The organism is Fumia xinanensis (assembly GCF_014384905.1).
GTDB lineage: Bacteria > Bacillota > Clostridia > Oscillospirales > Ruminococcaceae > Fumia > Fumia xinanensis.
In genome coordinates this window covers 856,819-882,329 of sequence record NZ_JACRSV010000001.1, presented here as the reverse complement: position 1 = coordinate 882,329, position 25,511 = coordinate 856,819, and the positions used below count along the sequence as shown (strand labels likewise).

The 25,511-nt window shown below is 48.4% G+C and carries 20 protein-coding genes and 1 other annotated feature; of the genes, 9 read left to right on the top strand and 11 right to left on the bottom strand.

Annotated elements, in window-relative coordinates; translation table 11 throughout:
• Window positions 1-101 precede the first annotated feature (101 nt).
• The 4 genes from nrdR to H8710_RS04120 all read right to left on the bottom strand — a co-directional run bounded on the left by nrdR (window position 102) and on the right by H8710_RS04120 (window position 4,029).
• Window positions 102-566: a transcriptional regulator NrdR gene (gene nrdR / locus H8710_RS04135; RefSeq protein ID WP_249294154.1), complete on the bottom strand. Its 465-nt coding sequence runs from the start codon at window positions 564-566 to the stop codon at window positions 102-104.
• A gap of 174 nt (window positions 567-740) precedes the next feature.
• Window positions 741-1,523, bottom strand: coding sequence for a sugar phosphate isomerase/epimerase family protein (locus H8710_RS04130; protein WP_249294152.1), 783 nt, complete (start codon window positions 1,521-1,523; stop codon window positions 741-743).
• Between the two features lie 131 nt (window positions 1,524-1,654).
• On the bottom strand, window positions 1,655-2,623 hold the full coding sequence (secF, locus tag H8710_RS04125) for a protein translocase subunit SecF (RefSeq protein ID WP_249294150.1): 969 nt from the start codon (window positions 2,621-2,623) through the stop codon (window positions 1,655-1,657).
• Complete coding sequence (locus H8710_RS04120) at window positions 2,623-4,029, bottom strand: preprotein translocase subunit SecD (protein ID WP_249294148.1); 1,407 nt, start codon at window positions 4,027-4,029, stop codon at window positions 2,623-2,625. The genes secF and H8710_RS04120 overlap by 1 nt, the downstream gene beginning before the upstream one ends.
• Before the next feature lie 601 nt (window positions 4,030-4,630).
• Here H8710_RS04120 and H8710_RS04115 point away from each other — a divergent pair.
• Complete coding sequence (locus tag H8710_RS04115; RefSeq protein WP_249294146.1) at window positions 4,631-5,185, top strand: QueT transporter family protein; 555 nt, start codon at window positions 4,631-4,633, stop codon at window positions 5,183-5,185.
• A 32-nt stretch (window positions 5,186-5,217) separates the two neighbouring features.
• Here the strand turns inward: H8710_RS04115 and H8710_RS04110 are convergent, their stop codons facing one another.
• Window positions 5,218-5,781 (bottom strand): hypothetical protein, encoded by a 564-nt coding sequence (locus H8710_RS04110; RefSeq protein ID WP_249294145.1) that lies wholly within the window; start codon window positions 5,779-5,781, stop codon window positions 5,218-5,220.
• Window positions 5,782-5,962: 181 nt separating this feature from the next.
• Window positions 5,963-7,267, bottom strand: a complete 1,305-nt coding sequence (locus tag H8710_RS04105) for a DUF1015 domain-containing protein (RefSeq protein ID WP_249294143.1) — start codon at window positions 7,265-7,267, stop codon at window positions 5,963-5,965.
• A 252-nt stretch (window positions 7,268-7,519) separates the two neighbouring features.
• Here H8710_RS04105 and trxB point away from each other — a divergent pair, with 252 nt between their 5' ends.
• The 4 genes from trxB to metG all read left to right on the top strand — a co-directional run bounded on the left by trxB (window position 7,520) and on the right by metG (window position 13,127).
• Window positions 7,520-8,419, top strand: a complete 900-nt coding sequence (gene trxB / locus H8710_RS04100; RefSeq protein WP_249294141.1) for a thioredoxin-disulfide reductase — start codon at window positions 7,520-7,522, stop codon at window positions 8,417-8,419.
• A gap of 359 nt (window positions 8,420-8,778) precedes the next feature.
• Window positions 8,779-8,970, top strand: coding sequence for a hypothetical protein (locus tag H8710_RS04095; protein WP_249294140.1), 192 nt, complete (start codon window positions 8,779-8,781; stop codon window positions 8,968-8,970).
• 211 nt (window positions 8,971-9,181) lie between these two features.
• Window positions 9,182-10,699: a cardiolipin synthase gene (gene cls / locus H8710_RS04090; RefSeq protein WP_249294138.1), complete on the top strand. Its 1,518-nt coding sequence runs from the start codon at window positions 9,182-9,184 to the stop codon at window positions 10,697-10,699.
• Between the two features lie 124 nt (window positions 10,700-10,823).
• Window positions 10,824-11,066: a binding site (T-box leader), on the top strand.
• Window positions 11,067-11,153: 87 nt separating this feature from the next.
• A complete protein-coding gene (gene metG / locus H8710_RS04085; protein WP_249294136.1) occupies window positions 11,154-13,127 on the top strand; it encodes a methionine--tRNA ligase in 1,974 nt (657 codons plus the stop codon).
• A gap of 183 nt (window positions 13,128-13,310) precedes the next feature.
• On the opposite strand, the gene H8710_RS04080 is transcribed toward metG, so the two are convergent.
• Window positions 13,311-14,543, bottom strand: a complete 1,233-nt coding sequence (locus tag H8710_RS04080) for a Gfo/Idh/MocA family protein (protein ID WP_249294133.1) — start codon at window positions 14,541-14,543, stop codon at window positions 13,311-13,313.
• 411 nt (window positions 14,544-14,954) lie between these two features.
• Here H8710_RS04080 and H8710_RS04075 point away from each other — a divergent pair, with 411 nt between their 5' ends.
• Genes H8710_RS04075 through H8710_RS04065 form a run of 3 tightly spaced genes read left to right on the top strand, consistent with a single transcriptional unit; the run spans window position 14,955 to window position 17,760 of the window.
• The gene (locus H8710_RS04075) at window positions 14,955-15,737 is read left to right on the top strand and encodes a Nif3-like dinuclear metal center hexameric protein (protein WP_249294130.1); all 783 of its coding nucleotides are present in this window, start codon (window positions 14,955-14,957) and stop codon (window positions 15,735-15,737) included.
• 48 nt (window positions 15,738-15,785) lie between these two features.
• Window positions 15,786-17,348, top strand: a complete 1,563-nt coding sequence (locus H8710_RS04070; RefSeq protein WP_249294128.1) for a DUF4127 family protein — start codon at window positions 15,786-15,788, stop codon at window positions 17,346-17,348.
• Window positions 17,349-17,385: 37 nt separating this feature from the next.
• Window positions 17,386-17,760 (top strand): DUF3795 domain-containing protein, encoded by a 375-nt coding sequence (locus tag H8710_RS04065; RefSeq protein ID WP_249294127.1) that lies wholly within the window; start codon window positions 17,386-17,388, stop codon window positions 17,758-17,760.
• A gap of 58 nt (window positions 17,761-17,818) precedes the next feature.
• Here the strand turns inward: H8710_RS04065 and H8710_RS04060 are convergent, their stop codons facing one another.
• Window positions 17,819-19,876 (bottom strand): LacI family DNA-binding transcriptional regulator, encoded by a 2,058-nt coding sequence (locus H8710_RS04060; RefSeq protein WP_249294125.1) that lies wholly within the window; start codon window positions 19,874-19,876, stop codon window positions 17,819-17,821.
• A gap of 366 nt (window positions 19,877-20,242) precedes the next feature.
• Here H8710_RS04060 and H8710_RS04055 point away from each other — a divergent pair, with 366 nt between their 5' ends.
• Window positions 20,243-21,157, top strand: a complete 915-nt coding sequence (locus tag H8710_RS04055) for a sugar phosphate isomerase/epimerase family protein (RefSeq protein WP_249294123.1) — start codon at window positions 20,243-20,245, stop codon at window positions 21,155-21,157.
• 388 nt (window positions 21,158-21,545) lie between these two features.
• Here H8710_RS04055 and H8710_RS04050 read toward each other — a convergent pair whose 3' ends face one another.
• From H8710_RS04050 to H8710_RS04040, 3 genes are all read right to left on the bottom strand, one after another.
• On the bottom strand, window positions 21,546-22,718 hold the full coding sequence (locus H8710_RS04050; RefSeq protein ID WP_249294122.1) for a Gfo/Idh/MocA family protein: 1,173 nt from the start codon (window positions 22,716-22,718) through the stop codon (window positions 21,546-21,548).
• A gap of 285 nt (window positions 22,719-23,003) precedes the next feature.
• Window positions 23,004-23,990 (bottom strand): ABC transporter permease, encoded by a 987-nt coding sequence (locus H8710_RS04045; RefSeq protein ID WP_249294121.1) that lies wholly within the window; start codon window positions 23,988-23,990, stop codon window positions 23,004-23,006.
• Entirely contained in the window at window positions 23,971-25,476 is a 1,506-nt protein-coding gene (locus H8710_RS04040; protein ID WP_249294119.1) for a sugar ABC transporter ATP-binding protein, read from the bottom strand. The genes H8710_RS04045 and H8710_RS04040 overlap by 20 nt, the downstream gene beginning before the upstream one ends.
• Window positions 25,477-25,511: the final 35 nt, after the last annotated feature.

The following is a 25,511-nucleotide window of genomic DNA, read 5'->3' as shown; positions in this document are numbered from 1 at the left end:
GAGGACGGGAAATCCCGTCCTCTTTTGAGTACTTCTATTATTTGCTTTAGTAAAGCCGTCGCAGACAAAGATAAATCTTCGCTATTCCCATGAACTATTTTTTATTCCTTTGTCTTTTCCCTCTGCAACGCCTTCAACTCGCTCAAAAAGGTGTCCACATCGGAAAAATCCCGATATACCGAGGCGAACCGGATATAGGCCACTTTATCGAGCTTTTTCAGCTCCCGCAGCACCTTTTCCCCCAGCTCGACGGAGCTCACTTCCTTCACCAGAGAGTTTGCGTAATCCTGCTCGATGGAATCGACGAAGCGGTCAAGCGTGGATACAGAGATGGGCCGCTTTTCGCAGGCCCGCAGCAATCCGCCCAGCAGTTTGTTCCGGTCGAACATCTGACGGGAACCGTCTTTCTTCACAACGACCAGAGGGGTAGTTTCAACGATTTCATATGTAGTAAAACGTCTGCCGCAGGAAAGGCATTCCCGGCGACGGCGTATTTTTTCTCCGTCCTCTGTAGGTCGGGAGTCGACGACCTTGCTTTCCAAGTAGGCGCAATAAGGACATTTCATGGTATCATCCTTCCCGGAACTGTTTAAGAGCCCCGTTATTCCGGGCACAAGGGCAAGTCCCTCAGCGCCCCGGATTCATTTCTCTTTTGAAACAGACACCATGCAGAATTGCCCGTTTCCTTGACATTATTTTATCATGTTCCAGATAAAAATTCAACTAATTTTATTCCAAAATTATCCAATCATTTCCCGTAATTTGTCATAGGACGAAATAAGTTCTTCCCTCTCCCGGTAGTTTTGCCGGTAGAGCTCCAGAATAACGCCTCCTCGGTACTGAATCTCTCGAAGCTTTTCGAAGAAAGCAGAAAAATCCATCTCTCCGCTGCCGATGGGCAGGCAGTCTCCCGACGTTCCCCCGTCGCTGATGTGTACGTGGCAGATACTGCTGCCTAGGGCTTTTAGGAACACCATTGGGTTCTCCCCGGAACGACGGGCCTGCTTCACGTCGAGCGCAAACTGCGCGTCTGTTCCCAGCGCCTCTTTCATCCTCCGGAGAAAACTTAACTCGCCGCTGCGGCAACGCTCCACATTTTCCTGTGCCACTGTCACGCCGAACTCCTTCCCCAGCCGATACAACCGCAAAAAACGCTCAAAGTACCGTTCCTCTGGGCAGTTGCTCCCCCGGCGATCTCCATGAAAAACCAGAATTTCTGCTCCAACTTCATTGGCAGCCGCAAAATAACGTCGGTACATCTCTAGCCCGTCTTCCACTCGGCGCTCATAGTCCGAAAAGAAAAAGATGGGTTCCATCCCGGAGGTAAACGGATGAACGGACAGCACCTTGCATCCGCCACTATTCAGTACTGTCCGCAGCTCTCTCAAATAATCCTTTTGAAGCTCGAAAAAAGAGTTGAAAAAAATCTCAATGTTGGAAACCCGGCAGGCGCTCAGATAAGAAACCGCCTCCTCCGGAGTTTTAGGGTAAAAACATGCGGTAGAAATGCCGGCTTTCATCATTTTTCTTCTCCTTTCCCTGTAGTTTAACGATCGCTCTTACCATGATATGCCAAATAAATGCAAAAACGTTCCGTTCCTTCGACAAAAGAGCTGCCGTCGGAAAAAGCCGCTCTTAGAGAGCGGCTTTTGTACTATGCTTTTGCGGATTTCTTATGATTGTGCTTGCTACGGATTTTGTGCTGCTGCCAAACAACCCATAACGGGCCAGACAGACAGATGGAAGAGTACGCACCGGAAATCAAACCGATGATCAGCGGGAACGCAAATTCCACAATCGAGCTTACACCGTTTGCGAAAGCCAAAATGCAGACCACCGTCATAGCTATCAATGTGGAGATGGTGGTATTCAGCGTTCTGGGCAAAGTCTGGTTAATGGACAAATTGACCATGTCCTTTATATTTTCTTCCGACAGGCGGCCAGTATGCAGGCGTTCGTTTTCGCGGATACGGTCATAAATGACGATGGTATCGTTGATAGAGTACCCAAGGATGACCAGCAATACCGCGATAAAGTTGTCGTCTAGAGACATGCGGAAGATAATAAAGGTCGCAAACACCATGGCGATGTCGTGAAGCAATGCAACTACGGCAAATACACCGGCGGACCATCCTCCGATCTTCCGGAAACGGAGCGCGATATAGAGAATCATGAACACCGCCGAGAACGCTACAGCTACGAGACACTTGAGCAGGAAATCCTTACCCATCGTGGGCGAAACCGAGTTAACAGACACGGTTTCGATAGTGTTGTCGGGATACGCTTGCTGCAAAGCTGCGGTCAGAGCGGTCTGAGCCTCAGCCGACAGGCCTTCTTTTGTGGCGAAGTTCAAGGTCACATTGGGTTCTCCCGTAGCCGCGTTTTTAGCCGCGCGGGCTTTTACCTGGATTCCAGTCTGCTCCTGAACAGTTTTCTGAAAATCATCCACGTTCAGTTCACCGGAATAGGAGTAGGTGGCGATAGTACCGCCGCGGAACTGTATGTCTACTTTTACGCCGAAAACAAGAGAAACAATGACGGCGATGGCAATCAAAGAACAGGAAATGATGTAGTAAATCTTTCTGTTCTTGACAAAATCGATATGGGATACTTTCAAAGCCATTATTTCTCACCTCCATACAGCCAGGGCTTGCGGAAGGGCTTAAACCGGGAAATCGATTTGAGCATTAGCCTCGAAGCCGTTACGCCGAAAATAAAGTTCATGATCGCGCCGACCAGCAAGGTGTAACCGAAAGAGTAAATAGCGCCCGCGGTGGACTGGCCAAACATGAAGAAAAGCGGAGAGAGAATTTTAGCAAACAGAGAATCAGTGGGGCCGAACGCGCCCATCAGAACCATTGCGACGATCATCAAAGTCAGGTTTCCGTCGAGAATCGCGGCAAACGCACGCTGATATCCGAGGGAAATGGCGCCGTCAATGGATTTGCCCGCGTAAATTTCCTCTTTGATGCGGGCAGCCGTAATGATGTTGGCGTCAACACCCATACCGATGGATAGAATAATACCGGCAATACCGGGCAGGGTCAAGGTAAAGCTGGGGATAAAGGGCAGGAAGCCGGAAACCGCAGCGATAGAACCTGCCACCTGGCCCAACAGAGCGATAACAGCCACTGCACCGGGAAGGCGATACATCAGCGTAACAAAAACAGCGATGCACAGGAATGCGATAATACCGGCCAAAACCATGACATCTCTCGCACCCATTCCCAGAGTTGGGTCAATCGTATTGAAATTTTGAGTCTCCAGTTTAAAAGGCAACGCACCAGAATTGATCTTATCGGCCAAGGCCTGTGCTTCCTCCGCCTCAAACTGGCCGGAAATCTGCGCCTTTCCATCGGTGATGGGCTCGTTGACCGAAGGATAAGAAATCATGGTGTCGTCCATCCAGATGGAGATCGTCCCCTTGGTTTGCGACAAACGTGTAGTCGCCTCCGAAAACTTCTCCTTACCGGAATCGTTGAGCTCCAAGCTGACGATATATTGCGGTTTCTGGGTGGCTTGGTCGGTGATGTATCCAGCCTCAGCGGATTTCACATCCTTACCTTCCAGAATAATGTTGTCCTTGGTCACGCCGGAGGGAAGTCCATTGGCGTCCACCTCGTTGCCTTCGCGGAAGGTCAGGAGAGCAGTTTCACCCAACTCTTTGATAGCCGCTTCAGGGTCAAAATTGGATTCGCCCTCTTTCCAGGGGAAACGGACGATGACTCTGTCTTTGTTGTAATCCACATACACCTCATTGTCGGTGATGTGAAGGTTGACAAGACGCTGTTCGATGACCGCGCGGGCGGCATCCATTTGCTCTTTGGTAGCATCTACGCCTTCCGGTGGGGTAAAGGTGACGTCAACGCCGCCTCGGATGTCGATACCCCAGCGGATATCGTTTCCGCCTTTGATATAGGTCGTCTTCTTGTCGCCGTAGATGGTGGAAATACCAGTAAAGGAAACCACAGTCAGCAGGACAATCAGAATTGACACTATGAAAAAGACGGGTTTTCCAACTCGTTTCATGGAACAATTCCTCCAGTGTTACTTTGAATTCTGTACCATTTTGCCCATGTCCACCGGACATATTTCACACATGTCCGCAAAAGCTTAGAAACCGTTTCATGCGCAAAAAAAAACAGTTCCTTCCGCCGGACCGCGCACCAGTTAAGGAAGTCAAGTACTCCATATAACTGCTTTTGACTGAGAACAGCCGCAGTGTTCTCATCATAGGGCGCGTCCCAAACCAGGATAGCCTTGCAGGCGTTGAACTGGACAAGCAGGCACCGATAAGTGATATTATAGAGGAAATGTCTTCAAAAGTCAAGATTACGCCATCATCTTCTATGAAATTTATTGAAAACGACCAGAAGGCCGTTTTTTCACTCAAAAGACTTCCTTTTTATTTCAAAAAATTAGTTTTTATCCAAATACCTTTCCTTTGATTTCCAGAAATTTGCAAGATTCATAAATCTGTGGTAAACTGGCAGGGCGGACAAAAAATCATCCGTATAGCGACGCTGAAGATCACCCGCGGCTTCACCCGTGCCCGGCTTCGGGACGCACAGCGACGTTATCAGAGCCCTAGAGGCTCTACTATTTTGTTGCACGGAGAAAGTAGGAAAAAATGAACAGAAAAGGATTCTCAACAAATAAGCTGGTACAAATTGCCGTCATTGGGGCATTGTACACCGTCCTCACCTTTGCAAGCGGATCGTTGGCTTTCGGGACAGTACAGTTTCGCTTAAGCGAGGTGCTGACCCTTCTCCCGCTTTTCAGTCCTGTCAGTATTTGGGGCCTGGTGTTCGGCTGCTTTTTTTCGAACATCATCGGATTCGTAACAGGGTTAAACCCCATAGGCCTTATTGACGCTGTGGTTGGCACAGGAGCTACGCTTTTAGCCGCCCTTGCCACCCATGCTATCGGCAGACTCCCCGATCAAAAGCGGCTTCTCAAGTATATTTTCGCACCTCTGCCCCCGGTGGCCTTTAATGGGATTATCGTCGGGCTGGAACTGACTTTTGTCTTTAGCGGCGAATTTGTCTGGGGGGCGTTTTGGGGGAACCTGCTGTCGGTTGCCATTGGAGAAGCAGTGGTATGTTACCTGCTGGGGCTTATTTTAGTCGGTGTTTTATACCGCAATGATTTTTATAGAAAAATTTTTCCCTTGAAGCAAATATAAAAGGAAAGCCACACCTGTCGGTGTGGCTTTCCTTAAATTCCAAATTTCCGGATAAGTCCGATTGCCATATAATTGCTCATTTCAGTGCATATATTGTCCAGTACATCGTAATTGAACGGCATTTTTCCATAAACGCCGGCAGCAGTACTCTGCGCCTCGCTGGACAGAATCTCAATTTGATGGGTGATCATGGCCCGCCATTCTCTCTCCCTCCAGAAATCGTTTAGTTTTTCCAGCTCCTTAGCAATTTCGTCGGCCGCTTCCATCCATTTCTCTTCTGCTGGGCAGGGCTGCCCGCTATTTTTCTCGCAAATTTCATTTAAATAGGTAAGATAAAAATGGCAATACTGCTCGATAATTCCGCTCATCTTTTGAGCGATATCTGCCCCATAATACCGGCGAAAAAGGCTTGCGTACTGTTTAGCCAGGTCCATAACCTCTTTTTCGGAAACCGGCGTGTTCGGCAGAGAAAAAAGTCTTTGCTGCAGCGTCATTAAGCTCCAGAATACGTTGTGCCGCCATATGTTTTCACAGTCGGCCAGCACTTCGTATTGTTCCGGCGTCAAGTTCTCAACGCCCAGTGATTGTGTTCGCATTGAATCCTCCTCCATCATAATGTTTTTTTGTATATCCATGAATATGTGGAGAGCGACAAAGATGTGCATAAATCCCTTTGTTGTTTGATTCTGGAATTTTTATCCATTAGCAATCCCATCCATTCTCTGTTTTAAAGAAGAAAGCCTGCTCACCGCTACCGCGGGATGCAGGCTTTCTTCTTTATTTGATTTTGCGGCATTCGAGATAATATCGCTTTTCGCAGGCTTCTCCCATCGAAAAGGTTTTTCTGGGCAAAGCCCCTTCCACAATGACCGTTTTAAAGAGATCGGACTTCTTCATAGCGGGGAGCAGGATACCCACAGCGCCTTCCTCAGACAGCCGGCGCACCACACCTTCCCCGTGGATATAATCCACTTTCCCGCCATGCTTTTTCACATATGCATCCAAAAACGTCTGTACGCTGCCCACTGTAAGGGTATGCTTGGGTGCCTCGATAGTGACTTTCTTGTCTTTCCCCTTTGATACCAGGGTGAATTTCTGAGCGGGAATCGGCGTCTCAGCTGTCTTTTCATCAGAAACGTTTTTCTTGCTTTTTGCCGGTTTTTTGGCCGCAAAAGCCAGCAGTTCCTTTACAAACCCGTCGGTATCCACATCGAAAACCGCCCGGTGGATGGCTTCGAACTGAAGTGATGGATCGTGAAGGTTATTGAGCTCAACCAGCGCATACCGGGCAGGATGGTTCTCTGCCGCCTCTGGAGAAAGCTTCTTTTTCAGCTTGTTCCAGCACTCTTTGGCGGTGGCGAGGCTGTGGTTTCCATCGCCTACAGCGTAGAGAAGCACTTCCCTACCTGTGGTCTTATAGCGGCGGTTGAAGGCCCGCTTGTCCCCAAGCTTGTTGAGAGCCGCCGACATATGACCATAGGCTTCCCTGTTGAGAAGGTATCCCTTGATATTGCCGCCATCCATCATCAAATCAAAATCGTACAACTTGTGGAGGTTGGGAATATCCGCCCCCATAGGCTCGATAACGGTTTTTTTTGCGTCGTCAATCAGGATTATGATATGAGGGCACTCGAGAGCCGCATTCTGACGGATTTTTACCCGGGGGGGAATCCGTTCCAAAACTGTGCCCTCAGTGGCACGAACCAACGACTGGGAGCCTTTGTTGTAGTCGTAGCATTCCAGGTCCAGAAGGCCCACCACGCCTTTGCGGACCGCGCCGCTTTTCAGCGTGCGCTCCACGTAAATGAGGCTGTCTGGATAATTGTTGAAGATTTCCTCCTTAAGGTACCCATCCATGGCTGCATTAATATCAGCAATTTTTCCGTCAAAGTCCACCTTATCTAGATAAGCCTCGGGGAACACCATATGGCAGGCGGAAGGCTTCCCCTCGGTGCGCGTCTCCACCTCTTCCCAATATTCCGGTTCGGAGGTGAACTGGTCGCAGGCGACGACACTGAAATCGGGTAACAGCTCCTCCCGAGGTATCAGAATATCTCCAGGGATAAATCCAACATTTTTCATGAAAAACCGTTCCTTTCGAAATTTTCAAAAAGCTTGTTCTTTGGCTCAAAAAGAATAATAACGCTTAAAAAGCGCATAAATATCATACTATTTAGTATACCATATAACCAAACAATGTTCAATCAAAATCAAGGTAAAAAGAGGTTTTTTCTTTTCCGTTGCAACCGGAGGAAAAATATGGTACAGTGATGTAAAGTATACAAAACACGTCTTGCAAAGATTTACCGAACAACGGTGCAAAGGAGTAAAATCATGGTTGATTTAATCATTTTAGGAGCGGGAACCGCCGGTCTGTCCGCCGCAATCTACGGCGTCCGCGCCGGACTCAGCGTCCAGATTATCGAAAGCGGCCTCTACGGCGGGCAGATCGTCAACTCTCCCGACGTGGACAACTACCCTGGCATCGCCAGCATCTCGGGGTTCGATTTTGTCCAGAACCTCCACAATCATGCCGCAGGCCTTGGGGTTAAAATTATAAACGACACGATTTTTGATGTTGAGCTTCAAAGTAACGTCAAGAAACTGATCTCCAAAAAACAGGTGTACGAGGCAAAAACCGTCCTCCTTGCCACCGGCGCCTCTCACCGCAAACTGGGCTGCCCAGGCGAGGAAGAATTTGCCGGACGCGGCGTCTCCTACTGTGCCACCTGCGATGGTGCCTTTTTTAAAGGAAAGGATGTTGCCATTGCGGGCGGCGGCAACACTGCTTTAGAAGACGCTTTGTTCCTCTCGAACAACTGTAATAAAGTTTACCTTGTGCATCGTCGGGAGGAGTTCCGTGCACACAGAACCGTTGTCGAGGCAGTCAAGGCACGAGAAAATATCCAACTTACCCTCAACTATACCGTTTCGGAAATCCGCGGGACAAATGCGGTGGAGAGTATACTGCTCCGTCATACAGCGGGCGGACCGGACAAAGAATTGGCTGTTTCCGGAATATTCGTCGCCATCGGGCTCGACCCCAACACCAAATTATTCGCATCCCAGGTCGAGTTGGAAAATGGATACGTAAAGGCGGGAGAAAATTGCCATACCAACGTGCCAGGTGTTTTTGTCGCCGGGGATGTGAGGACTAAGGACCTGCGTCAGCTGATTACAGCGGCATCCGACGGTGCAGTAGCAGCGGTTGAAGCGGCCAAATTCCTCCAGTAAGCAAAAGCGTCTAAAGGAGGGTTGTCGGCAGCAAGCTGTCTCTATGCCCTTAATTCCGGAGTTCGTTTAGTGTAAAGCTATAGTGCTTTACAAAATTTTTGTCAAAAATTAGCGGCTTTTCCATCTCTTTATTTTGATAACCTACTGAAAAACTCAAATACTAATGACGGAGCCAAATATCCAGGCGCCTTTTCCATTCTGAATCACCAACGGTTCGGAAAAACTGGCAGGCGGATCATGGCTTCGTCTTTTCTTTTTGATGAATACCGCCGCTCTCCCTGCGCGGAGGAACGCTCCGCCTCCGCCTAAACTGCGGCGGGTGATAACAAGCTGCCTGATGAGCAGAAAGGCGGGATTTTATGCCGAACAAAGCCTGTAATGGTCCTGAGGGAAATCACACGTCTGTCGGACCGGACGACACTTTTGTGCCAATGTTTACAAACTTCCCTTTGACACATTTTATGCATGATGAAGAAGGCAATATTCTGTTTGAGATTACCGATGAAGATGTGGAACGAATGAGAAATTACGACATCGAAAACAAAAAATAGCTTGCATTTTCATATTTATGAAAATATGCCAAAGCGGCCGGACGGTGTTGTTGCCGTCCGGTTTTTTCTGTCTAAAACGTGGGGAATCTTGTCCGCTTTGCTTGCAATCGATTTTCCAATATGTTACACTATTAACGATTCCTTTATGTTAAATCCTCTTTCGTTTAGGGTAAAATAAGCCTGTTTCAGTTTCAGAAAGGTTCCGGTATCCATGAAAAAATTTGTTCAGTTTTTAACGTCCCGTCTGTTTATTTTCGCCCTGTTGATTCTTTTGCAGGCAGCTGTTTTGGTCTGCGGCTTATTGTGGCTCCAGGAACTTTCTGTTTACTTTTATATCTTTTGCGAAATCTTAAGCCTTATTATAGTGTTCAGCATTGTATCCAAACAGGACAACCCCATGTACAAAATCGCGTGGATCATCCCCATTATGATGGTGCCGGTATTGGGCGGTTTTTTCTACCTGCTGTTCGGAAAACGGAACATTTCTCCCCGTATTCGCCGCAGGTTGGAGCAGCTGAACGTGAAAAACGAAAATTTGCATGTCCAGAATGCTGAGATTATGGCAGAGATGCGGGAAAATCCCCAGGCAGCCAAACAGGCGGCCTACATTGCCCAAACTGTCGGTTATCCAGTCTATAAAAATACCGAAACGATTTTTCTCACCCCTGGGGAAGAAAAATTTGTCGTAATGATAGAGGAATTAAAAAAAGCGAAAAAATTTATTTTCTTAGAATACTTTATCATTGAAGAAGGCAAAATGTGGAATCCCATTCTCGACATCCTTGCCGATAAGGTAAAAGAAGGCGTGGATGTCCGAGTCATGTATGACGATTTGGGTTCCATTGGTACTTTGCCCACCCATTATTATAAAAAGATGCAGGAACGCGGCATCAAGGTTCAGGTCTTTAATCCATTCAGACCTTCGCTCGACGTATTTATGAATTACCGGGACCACCGGAAAATCTGCGTCATAGACGGAAATGTCGGTATCACCGGCGGCATCAACTTGGCTGACGAGTACATCAACGCCTATGAAAAGCACGGCTATTGGAAGGATTCCTCCATCCTGCTCCGGGGCGACGCAGTGTGGAGCCTGACTACTATGTTCCTGACCATCTGGGAGAGCGAAACCGGCGCAGACGAAAACTATGAGCTCTACCGGCCAACTAATCTCTATCAAAACGACGGATTTGTCCAGCCTTTTGCCGACAGCCCAATCGACTGGGAGCTGTCCGGCGAAAATGTCTACATGAATATGATCAACAGCGCCACCAAAAACATCTGTATTGAAACCCCCTATCTCATTGTCGACAACGAAATGATGACTGCCCTTTGTCTCGCTGCCAAGAGCGGTGTCCGGGTGGATATTGTCACCCCCCACATCGCCGACAAGTGGTTTGTTCACGAAGTGACCCGTTCCAACTATAAGCAGCTCATTCAGGCCGGCGTCAACATCTATGAATTCACGCCGGGCTTCATTCACGCCAAGGTGGTGGTGGTCGACGACGAATACGCCGTCGTAGGAACCCAGAATTTTGATTACCGCAGCTTTTATCTCCACTTTGAATGCGGCGTCTGGATGTACCGCAGCAGCGCTATTCAGCAGGTTACCGCTGACTTTAAGGAAATCTTAAAGGTCTCCCAGAAGATGACCCTCGAAGACTGTAAAATTCCTTGGTACATGCGTCCGATCCGCGGATTTTTAAAGGTTTTCGCTCCGCTCATGTGATTTTGTCGCCTCTGACATATTTTTTAGAGTCTTTATAGGAAAACAGTTTATTTTTGCGCTTATCGGGCACCCTAAAACCAATATTTGACAAACAGATAGCACTGTGCTATACTCAAATCAATATCAAAACATAATGATGGAAAGAGTATGCCCTATTCCAGACTTCAGAGAGCTTTTGGCTGGTGGGAAAAAGCAGATGGGTTGGGCGGAAGATGGTTCTTGAATGGCGCGCCTGAGAGATTTCTTTAGGGTGCGACAGGTCCGCCTGTTACAGCGGCAGAATATCGCAGCGTATTCGATGAGGCGCTTGCCGTGAGGCCGGCGCAAAGTGAAGTGGTACCACGGGATTTTACGTCTCGTCTTCATTAGGGTCTTCCCTATTGCGGACGGGACTTTTTTTATGCCCGATCGCGAATGTGGAGGAAGCAAATCGTCATGAGAAAGGAAGATTTTTATGGACGACAAAAAGTTTTATATCACAACGGCTATCGCTTATACCTCTCAGAAGCCCCATATCGGCAATACCTATGAAATCGTGCTGACCGACGCCATCGCCCGCTCCAAGCGGATGCAGGGCTATGATGTGTATTTCCTTACCGGCACCGACGAGCATGGGCAGAAAATCGAGGACTGCGCCAAGGCGGCAGGCATCTCCCCCAAGGAGTACGTAGATAACATTTCTGGGCAGGTCCGTACCATCTGGGATACCATGGACACCACTTATGACCAGTTTATCCGTACCACCGACGATTATCACGAAAAAACGGTCCAAAAAATTTTCAAAAAGCTCTACGAGCAGGGGGACATTTACAAATCGGAATACAGCGGGCTGTACTGCGTCCCCTGTGAGTCCTTTTTCACCGAAAGCCAATTGAAAGACGGCTGTTGCCCGGACTGCGGACGTCCCGTCCAGGAGACCAAGGAAGAAGCCTACTTCTTCAAGATGAGCAAATACCAGGATAAGCTCATGAAGCACATCGAAGAGCACCCTGATTTCATCATTCCCGAGTCCCGAAAAAAAGAAATGGTCAATAACTTCCTGAAGCCGGGGCTCCAGGATCTCTGCGTCTCGAGAACCTCCTTTAAATGGGGTATCCCCGTCACCTTTGACGACAAACACGTCATCTACGTCTGGATCGACGCACTGTCCAACTATATCACCGCCCTAGGCTACGACCCCGACGGAAATTCGGATGACCTTTACAAAAAATACTGGCCCGCAAACGTCCACATCATCGGCAAGGATATTCTGCGGTTCCACACTATCTATTGGCCCATTATTTTGATGGCCCTGGGTGAGCCGCTGCCCAAACAGGTCTTTGGCCACCCCTGGCTGCTGTTCGGCGCAGATAAGATGAGCAAGTCGAAAGGCAACGTCATCTACGCCGACGATCTCGTCCGCCTCTTTGGAGTGGACGCGGTGCGCTACTACCTTCTCTCCAATATGCCTTACGGTCAGGACGGCAACATCACCTACGAGACCTTTATCGCCAAATACAACGCGGAGCTTGCAAATACTTTGGGAAATCTCGTGAACCGCACCGTCACCATGGCTAATAAATACTTTGGCGGCGAGATCAACGAGGCAAAAATCGAAAACGACCTGGATGCCGACCTGAAAAAGACGGCGGAAGAAGCGTTCTCAGCTTCCGTTTCCCTCATGGACGAATACCGCACTGCCGATGCGCTGGCTAAAATCATCTCCCTTTGCCAGCGCTCCAACAAATACATTGACGAGACAGCCCCCTGGGCGCTGGCAAAAGAAGAGCAGCAGATTCCTCGCTTGAAAACAGTCCTTTCTAACCTGATTGAGTCCATTCGGGTCATCGGCGTGGCCCTCTTCCCCTTTATGCCCTCCACATCTGCGGCGATTCTCGAACAGATCAACGCTGCCGGCAGTGATTTTGCTTCTGCGAAAGCCTTCGGTACCGGAAAAGCTCGAAAAGTCGGTGAAGCTAAGGCTCTCTTCGCCCGCATTGACGAGGAGAAAATGATGGAGCGCATCCAAAATGAGATCGTTGAGCCCCAGATGAAGGAAGCGGCCGCCAAAGCGGCGAAAGAGGCTCCTTTCGAGGCAGCAGAAGGCGTTGCCTCTCTGTCAGACCTCATTTCTATTGACGATTTCGCCAAGGTAGAGCTGCGAGTGGGCGAAGTGCTCTCCTGCGAGAAGCTAAAAAAATCAAAAAAACTGCTTCGCCTCATGGTAAACGACGGACAGGGCGAGCGCCAGGTGCTCTCCGGCATTTCCCAGTGGTACGCGCCGGAAGACCTCATCGGCAGGAAAATCGTCCTGGTGGCGAATCTCAAACCCGCTAAGCTCTGCGGTGAGGAAAGCTGCGGCATGATTTTGGCCGCAGACTGTCCCGAAGATGACGTGAAAGTCATCTTCGTGGACGATTCCATTCCCGCTGGTTCCAAAATCCGATAATCAATTATGCCCCGCCGTCAATTCAAAAACGGCGGGGCATTCCTTTTTATCCTCTCATCCTTTTTTCTTTTCTAAGTAAATGAAAACCGCCCGGATGCTACTTCCAGGCGGTTTTCGGTTTGTGGAGATTATAGAGATTAGAGGATTGCAGTTTAAAATGCGGTTATGCCGCAATAGCATGGTTTACTCATCCAACGCGTATTTGCCTTGAACGGGCTCTTCCCGGCAGACCCATTTGCCGTTGGTGAAATCCGGAAACGCCACCGGCATACTGCCCATGGAAATGGACTGTTCAGACAGGCAGGTTACCGCCATCCAGCTGGCTGCGTCGTAGATGTCAATGGGGGTTTCAATGCCGTTTTGAACGCTGTATAAAAAGGCTTTGAGCACCAGATAATCGATGCCGCCGTGATCGTCGTGTAAATCTTGCTGGAGATAATCCTTCCAAATGGGGTGGTCATACTGTTCCAGATAGTCCTCCATCTTTTCCCAAGGTTCGCCGTCCATGTTCACCTGGTTTACAAACTCTTTCTCAAAGTAGACCGAATCATTGAGCTCCATCCAGATGCCCTTAGTTCCATGGACGCCGTTTCCCCGGGAATAAGGCCGGGGAATGGAAATGTTGTGAGTGAGGGTAATCGTCTCCCCTCTTGCGCATTTGATGACGGTGGTGATGATGTCGCCGATTGCAAAACGGTGGTAGGGACCGTCTTGCAAGCCATAACGGTTTTCCGCCACTTCGTTGAAACCTCTGGATTTGGAGGCAGTAGCTGTCAAAGTCAAAAATCGGTTTCCTCGGTTGATGTCAAGATATTTTGCGATAGGGCCCAGCTCGTGGGTTGGATAGAGCTCGGCGTTGCGGTAAAGATTGTGCTTGGTACGCTGGTCGCCGTTTTCCAAGCCATTTACGATGTCCACCCGCAGGTCGTGCTGATAGCTTCCCTCACAGTGGACCACTTCGCCGAACAGGCCCTCCCGGATCATCCGCAGAACCGCCAGCTCTCTCCTGCCGTAGCAGCAGTTTTCCAGCATCATGCAAGGGGTGCGGGTGGCTTCATAAGTCTTGACCATGTCCCAGCACTGCTCAATGGAGGAGGTCCCCCCCACTTCAAAGCCGGTGTATTTTCCCGCCTTCATCGCATCAATGGCGATACCCACATGTTCGTTCCAAGAAGTGGCGATGATGACGGCATCAATGTCGGGCTTTGCGAGAATTTCGTGGTAGTCGGTGCAGACGTCTGGCATATACCCGCTCTTTTCCTTGATGATGTCGGCGCCTTTCTGCGCCCGCTCCTCGATGAGATCGCAAACCGCCGAAATATGCGCTTCTGGAATAGTTGTAAGGGTTGTCAAAAGGCCGCGAGCCCGGTTGTTGGAGCCGATGATGCCCAAGTTGACATTTTTCTTTGTATTCATAAAAACACCTCTTAGAAGATTGTTATATTTAGTACCGTAAACCGGTGTTCCTTTTCTTGCTTTTATCATAGTCCAAATCAAAGAGGTCGTCAACGGAGTTTCTCAAAGTGGATATAAACCTTGAGTTTTGATTGATAGTTATTAAATTGCCTGCGTCGTTTTTTGTTTATATTTTCTATATTGTTCTTCTATTTTTGGTTGTTTTGACATTATAAAATTTTCTTTTTTCCAGGAAATTTAGAAAATGATCTATTTTCTATTGCATCCAAACACAAATCTGGTATACTGTGGAAAAAAGCAAATTGAGCATGCCTGTAAAAATTATAATTACAATTCTCAGTACCTTTTCCATTACCAGCCGTTTTCAGGACAGATATGTTCAGAAGCTATTCATTAGAGGGGGTATTCAACATGTTGATTAAAGAACTCATTGCTGAAATGGAGCGCGATGCAGCCCGTGAAGTCGGAAAAATCGCCACCTGCGACACTGTTAAAGCCGGCCAAGCAGAAGAGGTTATCAAGGGAATCGCCGTCTCCATGTTTGCTACGCCTGAAGTGATTCGGGCAGCCGGAGAAATCGGCGCCAACTTTCTCATCGTTCACGAGCCTGTCTATTACAACCACTTTGACAGCGAAATTCCAAACAGCATCGGGCGAGAAAAACAGACGCTGATCGATCGACTTGGCATGACTATTTATCGGTTTCACGACCATCCTCACTACACAAATCCGGATACCATCTGCGAGGGAATGCTGGAGGCCATCCACCTCCCCGGTGTGTTGGAAGAGCGCGAACCGCTCAAAAGCAACCGGTATTTATTGGACACACCGATGACTGCTAAGGAGCTTGCCGTTCATCTGGAAAAGCAGTTACATATTAAGCACGTTAAAATTGCCGGTTGCACCGATCAAAAAGGCAAAGCATTGTCCTTGGCCTTTGGGGCGGCAAGCGACGTGGCAGTGGAGTTGGGGACTGTTGATTTTGTTTTGACCGGCGAGACTTCCGAATGGAGCGTTGCGGAAATCGCCAGGGATTATGCCCAGATGGGATACAACAAGGCAATTCTCGTCATGGGGCACATCGGCTCTGAGCGAAACGGTATGATGCTGGTTGCCCACCGCCTTCAGCAGATCCATCCTGACATTCCGGTGCGTTATCTGGAATGTGGAGAGGTATATTCCTACACGGATTAATAGCTGGCTTTACCAAGAAAATCAGCTCTTTGGAAAGGACTTGACAGCATGACAAACGTTTTATACGTTCCTTTGGACGAACGGGCCTGTAACTACAAATTCCCCCAGCAGCTGGCTCAAATGAGCGGCTGCATCCGCCTGCTAATCCCACCAGAATCCATCATGGGATACCGCAAAGATCCCGCCGACTGCGAAGCCCTTTGGCAGTGGCTTTTCGACCACGCTGGGCAATGCCAATACGCCATTCTGTCGGTAGACACTCTGGTTTACGGCAATATCCTCAATTCCCGGCTTCACCATCGCACGATGGAGGACTGTGAGCGGCTTCTCGGCAACTTTAGAAAGCTTAAGGCCTTAAATCCCACTTTGGAAATCCATGCCTTCAGTATCGTCGCACGAGTGGCCGCCTACAATGGCTCCATGGAGGATCCGGATTACTGGGAAACCCACGGCCGTGATATCTGGACATACACCATACTGCGGGATAAACTGAGCAGAGGTGAGGCCACTGCCGAAGAACGCAAGGAATACACCGAACTAGTTGCTCTCATCCCTCCGGAATATTTAAACGATTTTCTCACCCGCCGCAAAGTGGACAGGGCAGTCAATCTGGCCTGTGTGGACTTGACTCATGAGGGCGTTTTCGAAATGCTCACCATCCCAAAAGACGACACGGCAGAATATGGCTACGCTGCGCTGGACCAAATGGCGATTTCGGAAAAAATCCGAGAACACCGGCTCATGGGACGGGTATTGGTCTACCCAGGGGCTGACGAGCTGGGCTGCGTTCTTCTGGCCCGAGTGTTTTGCCGGATAAACTCCTATACGCCCCGGGTCTATGTCCGATATTCCTCCACCCTGGGCCCTCTGGTCATCCCCATTGTCGAAGACCGCCCTTTAAATGAAGGGATTAAGGCACAGATTACCTCCCTGGGAGGCATCGTGGAGGACAGCGCTACCCAGAGCGACTGTATGCTGGCAGTACACTCCCCCGGCAAAGAGATGATTGACAGCTGTTTTCAGGATCACAAAGATTTGACCTTTACAAGCCACATCAACACCGACGAATTTATCCGGTATATCAACGATTATATCGACTGTCAGCAGAAGGCAGTGGGCGTGGCTGACGTGGCTTTCATTAACGGTTCCGACAAAGAATTTATGGATTATCTTCTGGTTTCCGGAACTTTACACCGCGTCCAGAGCGTGGGTGGCTGGAACACCGCCATGAACACCGTGGGCGTGGTTTTGGCGCAGACGGTAATCGCCGCATACCGCAATCGGTTTGACGGCGACTGCGGTGCCTACCGTCTATCCGAAGAATTCAAAATGCACGACGTGGTCCAGGACTGGCTTTTCCAGGCTGATGCTTTGCAGACCTTTTTCGCCGCCTATAAACCGAAGATCGACGTCTTTAACCTGCGGGAACATTACGAGGAAAGCTACGCTTTTATTGGCCGCGAACTTCATCGCCTTATTGATGAGAAGTTCAGCGGAACATATAAAGGTGCGGATATCGTGCTGGAAAACTTGGGCTGTCATTGGGACGGCGCTCAGTATATCCGGTTTGATCTCTCGCTGGAAGGAATAGCGCAGCGGTGGAACCGCTAAAAACCGCCCACCCCTCTGTTCCGGAAAGGAGAGTAAAATGAAACGAGAAATGGGGATCGCCCGATGTGGGCTGGCGTGCTGTCTGTGCGGGCAAAATGATTCCTGCGACGGATGCAACGCGGACCAATGTACCGACAAAGAATGGTGTGAAAACCGCAGGTGTTCTATGGAAAAAAACATATCCGGCTGCTACGCCTGCCCCGAAGCCTGTTCCAAGGGACTGCTGATGAAAACAAAAACCCTCGCCTTTAAATTGTTTGTCCAGCGTTATGGAATGGAGGCGCTGCTGGACTGCCTGGAACAAAATGAACGAAATGGTGTTGTCTACCATCGGGAAGGAATCATCGGCGACTACGATGGCTTGGAGGATGTAGAAAAGTTGATTGCATTTATCCTCACCGGGAAAAAATAGCAGTACAACAGAGCGGGCACCGTCCTTTTTGGACAATGCCCGCTCTTTTATATCGATTTTAATGGGCCGACACGTGGTTCGGGTTTTCTTCCAGCGCATTTAATAGCTGATGAGAAGGGTCCTCCTTGAACACCGTCCCCCACGCCCGCAGCAGATTCTCCGGTGTCACGTAAACTGGTTCGATGCCTACAAAAGATGGAACCTTCTTGCCGATAAGGGAGCCGGCCGCAGCCAAAGCCATGGCCATTCCCTGCTCATATGGAAGCTGAGCGCTCAGCGCCTTGACCATGCCGCCTTTGGCCATATTGAGGGCCATAGCGTATTCCAGGTCGGCGGTAACCACTGCTACGTCTGAACGATTCAAGTCGTTTAAGGCATTCATCACATGCATAGCCGGTCCTTCCCAACTGATATAGAGTCCTTCAATCTCCGGATGCATCTTCATCAGTTCCAAGGTTTTAGCATAGGCGTTTTCTTCATTCTCAAAGGATACAGAACCCACGATATTCAGCTCTGGATACTCTTCCATGAGGATCTGTTCAGCGGCATTGTCCCGCTGCATAGTGCTGTAGTAGTAGGCAGAACCGTGTTTGATAAGGCCGACGTTTTTAAGATTATGCTTTCGCATATATTCACCCAGTCCGCGTCCTGCCTGCCGCCCGTGAGAACGTTCATTGACCGACACACAGGAGACATAGTCCTTGGGAGTCAGGCCGTTTGGCACGTTTGTGATGAGCACAAGTTTTGTTTTGCTGGCGGCAATTTTTTTGAAAGCCGCCGAGGTTTTAACACTGTCGGTGGGAATGGAAATCAAAATATCCGGTTCCAACGACAACAGGCTATTCAGCTGTTTTGACTGCATCACGGGGTCAAAATGGGCATCGGTCACCGCCAAAAGGGAAATCCCTAAGGCGTTGAACACATCTTTAATGCCCTGCTCGTGAAGGTTCATCCAAGCCTTTCCAGTGTAATGGAAAGAGATAGCCGCCGTATATTTACCATCCCGGATTTGTTTTTTTTCACCGTCGGTGAGCTGAAGCTGGTCCAAAGAAGCTGCCTTTTCTCCAAAAGGCCCGCGGCCGATGCCGATAGTGGAGGCCCGCACCCGCAGCTCAGTGGGGACAACGATATGAGCCCGGTTATCTTCTTTAGAGCTGCCTGTTCCTCCGTCACTGGGCTGAATATGCTTTAAGAGCTCCTCTACCACATGTTCGCCAATTTTGTCGGTATTCTGAGCCACTGTCGTAATGTGAGGTTCCAGCAAAGCCGCCCACTCAAAGTCGTTGAATCCAACAATGGACAAGTCTTTGGGGCAGGAAATATTGTTGGCGTCAATAAACCGGAAAATGGCAATAATGGTTTTGTAATTTGCCGCAAAAATAGCGGTGGGCGGGTTTGAGCCTAAGAGCAGGGTTTTCAGTGCACTGAAAATCTGCTCGTCGGTAGTCAAATCCGACACCACATAGCGGGGGTCGAAGCTGATATTGTTTTTCTCCAGCGCTGAGCGGTATCCGTTGATCCGCTCTACATTGGATTCCGAGTTCCGATTGCCGCAAATTAGAGCGATGTTTTCGTGCCCACTTCGAATTAAATGGGTAGTCGCCTTATAAGCGCCGCCAAAATTATCGGAAGTGATAACGTCTGCGCCTAAGCCCTCTATATCTTTCCCCACCAATACCACGGGGATTTTCAACTTGCCCAATTGCTTTGTAAGCACCGTCTCATCTGCGTCAGGAAAAACAATGACCCCCAGAGCGCCAGGGGAAGAGAGCAAAAGCTGCTGATAGATTTCCAGCTTTGCCCCATCTTTGCCATAATCCACTGAAATCAGAGAGATGCCTCTCTGCTTTAGCCCTCGCTCTATTTTCTCCTCCACTTCCAATTGAAAAGAGTTGTGGATATCTGAAGCCAGCAAAACCACAAACTTGCGATTTGTAGCCAGAGCGACCGCCTTGTTCTTCTTGATGACAAAATTAGGTGGAAACTCCAGCGCTTCGATGGCGTCCTCTACTCGTTTGACTAGTTCCGGACTGACATATCTGGTTTTATTTACAACGTGGGAAACAGTGGCGGCAGATACCCCCGCCATTTTTGCGACATCGTTGATGGTAGCCATAATGAATCCCCAATCCTAGATAAAATAAATAAAATCCCAAAAATATACTTTTTATTTTTGCACAATTTTTATAATTTGCTTTTTATTATTATTTTAACGCGATAAAGCCACTCTGTCAATAAAAAATAGAAAAATTTTTGCGTTTTACCAGAAAAAGGCATAAATTTTGCCCCCTTTCCGTTGACTTTTTTACAAAAATGTGATAGGATAAAAACAAGAATAAAGGATTTTGCGCAAAGACAGAAAAATGTATTCGTTTTCTTTTTTGATGGGGAAAACTTAACAAAATAGTTTCTTTGCGGTCACTAATTTTAGTGAATCCTTGTATTAAAATGGTATTATAACAGAAAAAGGAGAATGATCGGCATGAAATTAGGATTTGTCAGCGCAATTTTAGACACCTATTCCTTTGAAGAAGTCATCGACTTCGCAAGCAGCCACGGTTTTGAATGCGTCGAGATGGCCTGCTGGCCCGGCGGCAAAGCGGAACGCAGGTATGCGGGCGTCAGCCACATCAACGTGGATGACATGAGTGAAGAAAATATCGCATACATCAAAGACTACTGCGCCAAGAAAAACGTAGAGATTTCCTCTTTGGCCTTCTACCCCAATACAATGGATGAAGACTTGGAAAAAAGAAACGCAAATATCGAACATTTGAAAAAGGTTATCATCGCTTCTCACAAGTTAGGCGTTGGCATGGTCACTACTTTTATCGGCCGGATGCAGACGAAAAACGTCGACGAAAACATCGAGGAGTTCAAGAAAGTTTGGCCTCCCATCATCAAATTCGCGGAAGAAAACGATGTGAAAGTTGCCATTGAAAACTGCCCCATGCTCTTCGGTTATGATCAGTGGCCCGGCGGACAGAATCTGTTTACTACCCCGGCTATCTGGAGAAAATGCTTTGAGATCATCCCCAGCAAGAACTTCGGCCTCAACTATGATCCTTCCCATTTCGTATGGCAGATGATTGATTACGTCAAACCTATCTACGAGTTCAAAGACCGCATCTTCCACGTCCATTATAAAGACATTAAGGTCTACCGGGACAAACTTAACGACTGCGGCATCATGGCCACTCCCCTTTCGTTTATGTCCCCGAAACTGCCGGGCCTCGGCGATGTAGACTGGGGTAAATATGTATCCGCACTCACCGACATCGGCTACGATGGATATACCTGCCTGGAAATTGAGGACAAAGCCTTTGAAGGCAGCAAAGAACGCGTCGAAGCTTCTCTGGATTTAGCAAAACGCTACATCGAGCAGTTTGTAATCTAAGCCCTTCATTATTTCTCATAAAACTACAACAACGCACCAAATTTTATAGGATTGCCTTTTACAGCACATATGAATAAAGATTTAATGAGTATACGCTCTTCCGAAATTTTATCAATATCGTTTCCCCGTCTACTCTCCAGGTTCCAAACAAATAAAAGCACGAAGCGGAAATAGGAAAACCGCTTCGTGCTTTTTGTTCCGGATGATGGAACCCTTAACTGGAAATAAACGAATTGAGCGCTATGGCCTGTTGCCAGCATGCAAACGTTAGGAGGCCCGCAGCTAGCAACGAGCATATGCATGTTAAGGAAGAGGTTGGAAGACCTTTTTGCAACATTCTCATATCATTGCCGATGTTAAGAAAGACAGGGCGTCAACAGAGCCTTTCTTATACACAGGGCTCCCATTTACCGGATTCAGAAGATTTCATAACAGCATCGCAAACTTTCTCGACCTGATAGCCAACCTGGAAGTTAGTGGTAGGCTGTTTGCCTTCGGTGATGGCTTTGATGAAATCGTAGATTTCGATGGTCTTCAGTTCGCCATAACCGATGTTCATACCGGGAATATTCCAAGTAACTTCGCCGTAGAAGTGGGCGGGACCGGTGTAGATGGTTTTGAAGCCACGGCGGTCGTCGGGATCTTTGGCGAAGCAGACTTGCAGCTCGTTAAGCCGCTCGTAGTTGAAGCAGATAGAACCTTCGGTTCCATGGAGCTCCACAGTGATAAAGTTGTTACGGCCCCAGGCGTTACGGGTCGCTTCAATGCTTCCCACAGCGCCGCTCTTAAATTTAACCAGGAAGGAGTTTTCGTCGTCTACATCAACAGGCGCTTTCTTGGCGTCGGGTCCCAATTTCACAGTACCCAGAAGGTCTACTCCGCCTTCCTGAACGGGTCTCTCGGTGATGTAAGTTTTAACGGTGGAAACGACGGAGTCAATGTCTCCTGCCAGCATCTGAGCAATGTCGATGACATGGGAAGCGATGTCTCCCAAAGTTCCGGCACCGGCAATCTCTTTCTGGAATCTCCAGGAAAGCGGAGAGGATGGATCAGCGGACCAGCTCTGGAGATAAGTGCATCTGACATTGAGGATTTTACCGATGGAGCCTTCGTCGATGAATTTCTTGGCGAGAACCAGAGCGGGAACTCTTCTGTACTGATAAGCGTTCATTGAGATAACGCCCTTCTTCGCAGCCTCAGCAGCGGCGGCAGCCATCGCCTCGGCGTCTTTGCGGGTGCTTGCGATGGGTTTCTCACAGAGAACATGTTTGCCGGCATTCAAAGCGGCAATAGCGATAGGAGCATGGGCGTTGTTGGGAGTACAGATACTGACGATGTCGATCTCAGGATCATTTACAACATCATGCCAGTCAGTGCACCATTTTTCATATCCAAATCTCTCGCAGGAATCTTCCGCGATTTTGGGGTCGATGTCGCAAAGGGTTTTCAGCACCGGATATGCGGGAGCCGGCCAGAAAAATTTCGGCATATTGGAGTAAGCAACGGTGTGAGCCTTGCCCATAAAGCCTGCACCAACCAGAGCAACGTTTAATCTTTTCATTTCAAAAACCTCCATTTGCAATTGTGTTTAATGTACTTTTAAAGCGTTTTCTCCTTTTTTCCGAAAACAGGTGAAAACGCAGCCAATACCTGTGAAAACTTAGCCTAATAAGTTACTATAAACCCTTGAAATTACGGCATTTTTTCTCACTGAATTCAACGCAGAAAGTTTTGCGTAAATTTTTCCTCATATTTATAATATCACTCTAAAAAGCCTTTGTCAACTATTTATAGGTAAGAAAAATTATTGTTTTTGCTAATATTTTATGAATATTTTTCTGTATTTTTATGCTTTCTTTTTCCGCTGGGCCATGTTGTTCATGGCAACGGCCAAAACGATGATTGCGCCTTTGACAACCGTCTGCTGAGAGGTTGTCAGACCCGCCAAAATCAGACCGTTGTTGATAACGCCCATCAAAATGGAGCCAACTAGCGCACCGATAACCGAACCAACACCGCCGCTCATTGCAGTACCGCCCAAAACAACCGCCGCGATAACGGACATTTCGTCTCCATCGCCGAAGGAGTGGCGTCCAGAGCCCATACGTCCCGCGTAAAGGATACCAGCAAACGCCGCGAACGCGCCGGACATCATGAAAATCATGATTTTGGTCTTGACCACCTTGATGCCGCTGTAGCCAGCAGAAGTCTCATTGCCACCGACAGCCAACGTATGGCGTCCGAAAGGCGTTTTGTTGAAGATAATAATGCCGACAACATAGAACAAAATAGTCCAGAAAATCAAAACCGAAATTCCGCCTATATAGCCTTGGCCGAAGATGGTGTTGAAGGTGCCGTTTTTAATCGGAACAGCCTTAGTATCGGTGATCCACATGGCGCTTCCCCGCAGGACGTACATCATGCCGAGAGTAGCCAGGAAGGATGGGAGCCGCAGCTTAGTAACCAGCAGTCCGTTGATCGCGCCCACAGCCACACCGAAGAGGATGCCAACGACAAGCGCAAGGGGAATCGAGTTGGTGGTCTGGAGAATCAGCGCCACCAGCATCGCCGTCATAGCCGCTACAGCGCCGACAGTCAAGTCAATTTGTCCCGCTGCGATGACAAAGGTGCCGGCGACAGCCATAATCGAAATCATCGCCGTCTGTCTGAGGACGTTCATCAGGTTGGTTCCATTGAAGAAGTCCTTGCCCAGGATAATGGCGAAAAGCAAAAGTACGACTACAAATACGATGTACACCATGTATTTGCTCCATTGGATTTTCTTAAAAAATGGAGTTTTGGGTGCTGTAGCACTAACATTGTTGGATGGCATTTTGAAGTTCCTCCTCCGTCTGAATATCTCGGCGGGCGATTTCACCGGTGATGCGCCCGTCAAACAGGGTGATAATGCGGTCGCAGACCGCCATTAGCTCGGTGAGCTCCGAGGAAACGAACAATACAGCGTTTCCTTCATCAGCAAATTTGCGGATAATGTCGATAATTTCAGATTTTGCACCGATATCGACACCCGCCGTCGGTTCATCCAGCATCATGATACGCGGCTTCATATTGAGCCACTTGGCCAAAACGACTTTCTGCTGGTTTCCTCCGGACAGCTCACTGATAGTTTTCTTGATGCCGCTTGTGACGATGTTTAGCTGACTGACGTTTTCAGTAGTCATCTGGTCCGCCGCCTTGTCGTTCACAATCGGGGTGTGACGGTATACCATCTTTTTAAGGATGGGCAAAACAGCATTATCCTTCACGGTATGCATCAAAACAAGTCCCTGTTTTCTGCGGTCCTCGGGAATCAGGGCAAATCCGCTGCGGATGGCGTCCGAAACCGAATTGGTACGGACTGGCTTCCCATCTACATAGACTTCCCCTCCCTGTTTCTTACGGATGCCAAAGAGGGTCTCGAGAATTTCAGTGCGTCCGCTGCCCATCAGGCCGGCAAAGCCTAAGATTTCTCCTTTTTTAAGTGAGAAAGAAATATCGTTAATTTTGTCGTTGATCTTCAGGTTTCTAATATCTAAAATATCTTCGCCATCCGTATCATACGTTCTTTCCACCCACTCAAACTTCTTTTGAGAAGATTCGCCGCCTACTAAATGGGAGATAATTTTTTCCAAGTTCATGTTTTCGATCGAATCGGTCAGCACCAGCTGGCCATCCCGCAGAATCGTAATCGAATCTGCAATCTCCAAGATCTCATTCATCCGGTGAGAAATATAAACCATAGAAACGCCTTGAGCTTTCAAGTCCCGCATGATCCGGAACAGTTGGGCCGTCTCGGAATCAGAGAGAGACGCTGTAGGTTCATCCAGAACAAGAATTTTAGCATCCTTGGACAAAGCTTTCGCAATCTCAATCATCTGGCTCATACCGACGCTCAGTTGGTTGACAGTCGTCGTCGGGCTTACGTCGATGCCCAGATTATTGAGAATTTCTTCCGCTTTTTTGTTCATCGTTTTGGTATCGCGGATCCCAAATTTACTCAGCTCCTGGCCGAGAAAAATGTTTTCTGCCACCGTCATGGTCTGAATTAGAGAGAGTTCCTGGAAAATCATTGCGATACCGTTGTTTTTCGCGTCTGTGGTATTATGAATTTCCTTCTTTTCCCCTCTGACGTAAACCTCACCGGAATCCTTAGTATAAACACCGGTCATGATTTTCATTAAAGTTGATTTGCCCGCGCCGTTTCCGCCAACCAGCGCATGGATCTCACCTTGCTGCAAGGTAAAATCGATGCTCTTCAAAACGGGAACCGAGGCAAATGATTTACAGATCCCTCTCATCTCCAGTATTGTTTCACTCATTTTCACCACTCATTTCTTGAAAAGAATAGCCTGCG

What these genes read in the sequence shown, in the direction of transcription:
- nrdR (WP_249294154.1), bottom strand. Translation starts at nt 566, where the DNA reads ATGAAATGTCCTTATTGCGCCTACTTGGAAAGCAAGGTCGTCGACTCC.
- H8710_RS04130 (WP_249294152.1), bottom strand. Translation starts at nt 1,523, where the DNA reads ATGATGAAAGCCGGCATTTCTACCGCATGTTTTTACCCTAAAACTCCG.
- secF (WP_249294150.1), bottom strand. Translation starts at nt 2,623, where the DNA reads ATGGCTTTGAAAGTATCCCATATCGATTTTGTCAAGAACAGAAAGATT.
- H8710_RS04120 (WP_249294148.1), bottom strand. Translation starts at nt 4,029, where the DNA reads ATGAAACGAGTTGGAAAACCCGTCTTTTTCATAGTGTCAATTCTGATT.
- H8710_RS04115 (WP_249294146.1), top strand. Translation starts at nt 4,631, where the DNA reads ATGAACAGAAAAGGATTCTCAACAAATAAGCTGGTACAAATTGCCGTC.
- H8710_RS04110 (WP_249294145.1), bottom strand. Translation starts at nt 5,781, where the DNA reads ATGCGAACACAATCACTGGGCGTTGAGAACTTGACGCCGGAACAATAC.
- H8710_RS04105 (WP_249294143.1), bottom strand. Translation starts at nt 7,267, where the DNA reads ATGAAAAATGTTGGATTTATCCCTGGAGATATTCTGATACCTCGGGAG.
- trxB (WP_249294141.1), top strand. Translation starts at nt 7,520, where the DNA reads ATGGTTGATTTAATCATTTTAGGAGCGGGAACCGCCGGTCTGTCCGCC.
- H8710_RS04095 (WP_249294140.1), top strand. Translation starts at nt 8,779, where the DNA reads ATGCCGAACAAAGCCTGTAATGGTCCTGAGGGAAATCACACGTCTGTC.
- cls (WP_249294138.1), top strand. Translation starts at nt 9,182, where the DNA reads ATGAAAAAATTTGTTCAGTTTTTAACGTCCCGTCTGTTTATTTTCGCC.
- metG (WP_249294136.1), top strand. Translation starts at nt 11,154, where the DNA reads ATGGACGACAAAAAGTTTTATATCACAACGGCTATCGCTTATACCTCT.
- H8710_RS04080 (WP_249294133.1), bottom strand. Translation starts at nt 14,543, where the DNA reads ATGAATACAAAGAAAAATGTCAACTTGGGCATCATCGGCTCCAACAAC.
- H8710_RS04075 (WP_249294130.1), top strand. Translation starts at nt 14,955, where the DNA reads ATGTTGATTAAAGAACTCATTGCTGAAATGGAGCGCGATGCAGCCCGT.
- H8710_RS04070 (WP_249294128.1), top strand. Translation starts at nt 15,786, where the DNA reads ATGACAAACGTTTTATACGTTCCTTTGGACGAACGGGCCTGTAACTAC.
- H8710_RS04065 (WP_249294127.1), top strand. Translation starts at nt 17,386, where the DNA reads ATGAAACGAGAAATGGGGATCGCCCGATGTGGGCTGGCGTGCTGTCTG.
- H8710_RS04060 (WP_249294125.1), bottom strand. Translation starts at nt 19,876, where the DNA reads ATGGCTACCATCAACGATGTCGCAAAAATGGCGGGGGTATCTGCCGCC.
- H8710_RS04055 (WP_249294123.1), top strand. Translation starts at nt 20,243, where the DNA reads ATGAAATTAGGATTTGTCAGCGCAATTTTAGACACCTATTCCTTTGAA.
- H8710_RS04050 (WP_249294122.1), bottom strand. Translation starts at nt 22,718, where the DNA reads ATGAAAAGATTAAACGTTGCTCTGGTTGGTGCAGGCTTTATGGGCAAG.
- H8710_RS04045 (WP_249294121.1), bottom strand. Translation starts at nt 23,990, where the DNA reads ATGCCATCCAACAATGTTAGTGCTACAGCACCCAAAACTCCATTTTTT.
- H8710_RS04040 (WP_249294119.1), bottom strand. Translation starts at nt 25,476, where the DNA reads ATGAGTGAAACAATACTGGAGATGAGAGGGATCTGTAAATCATTTGCC.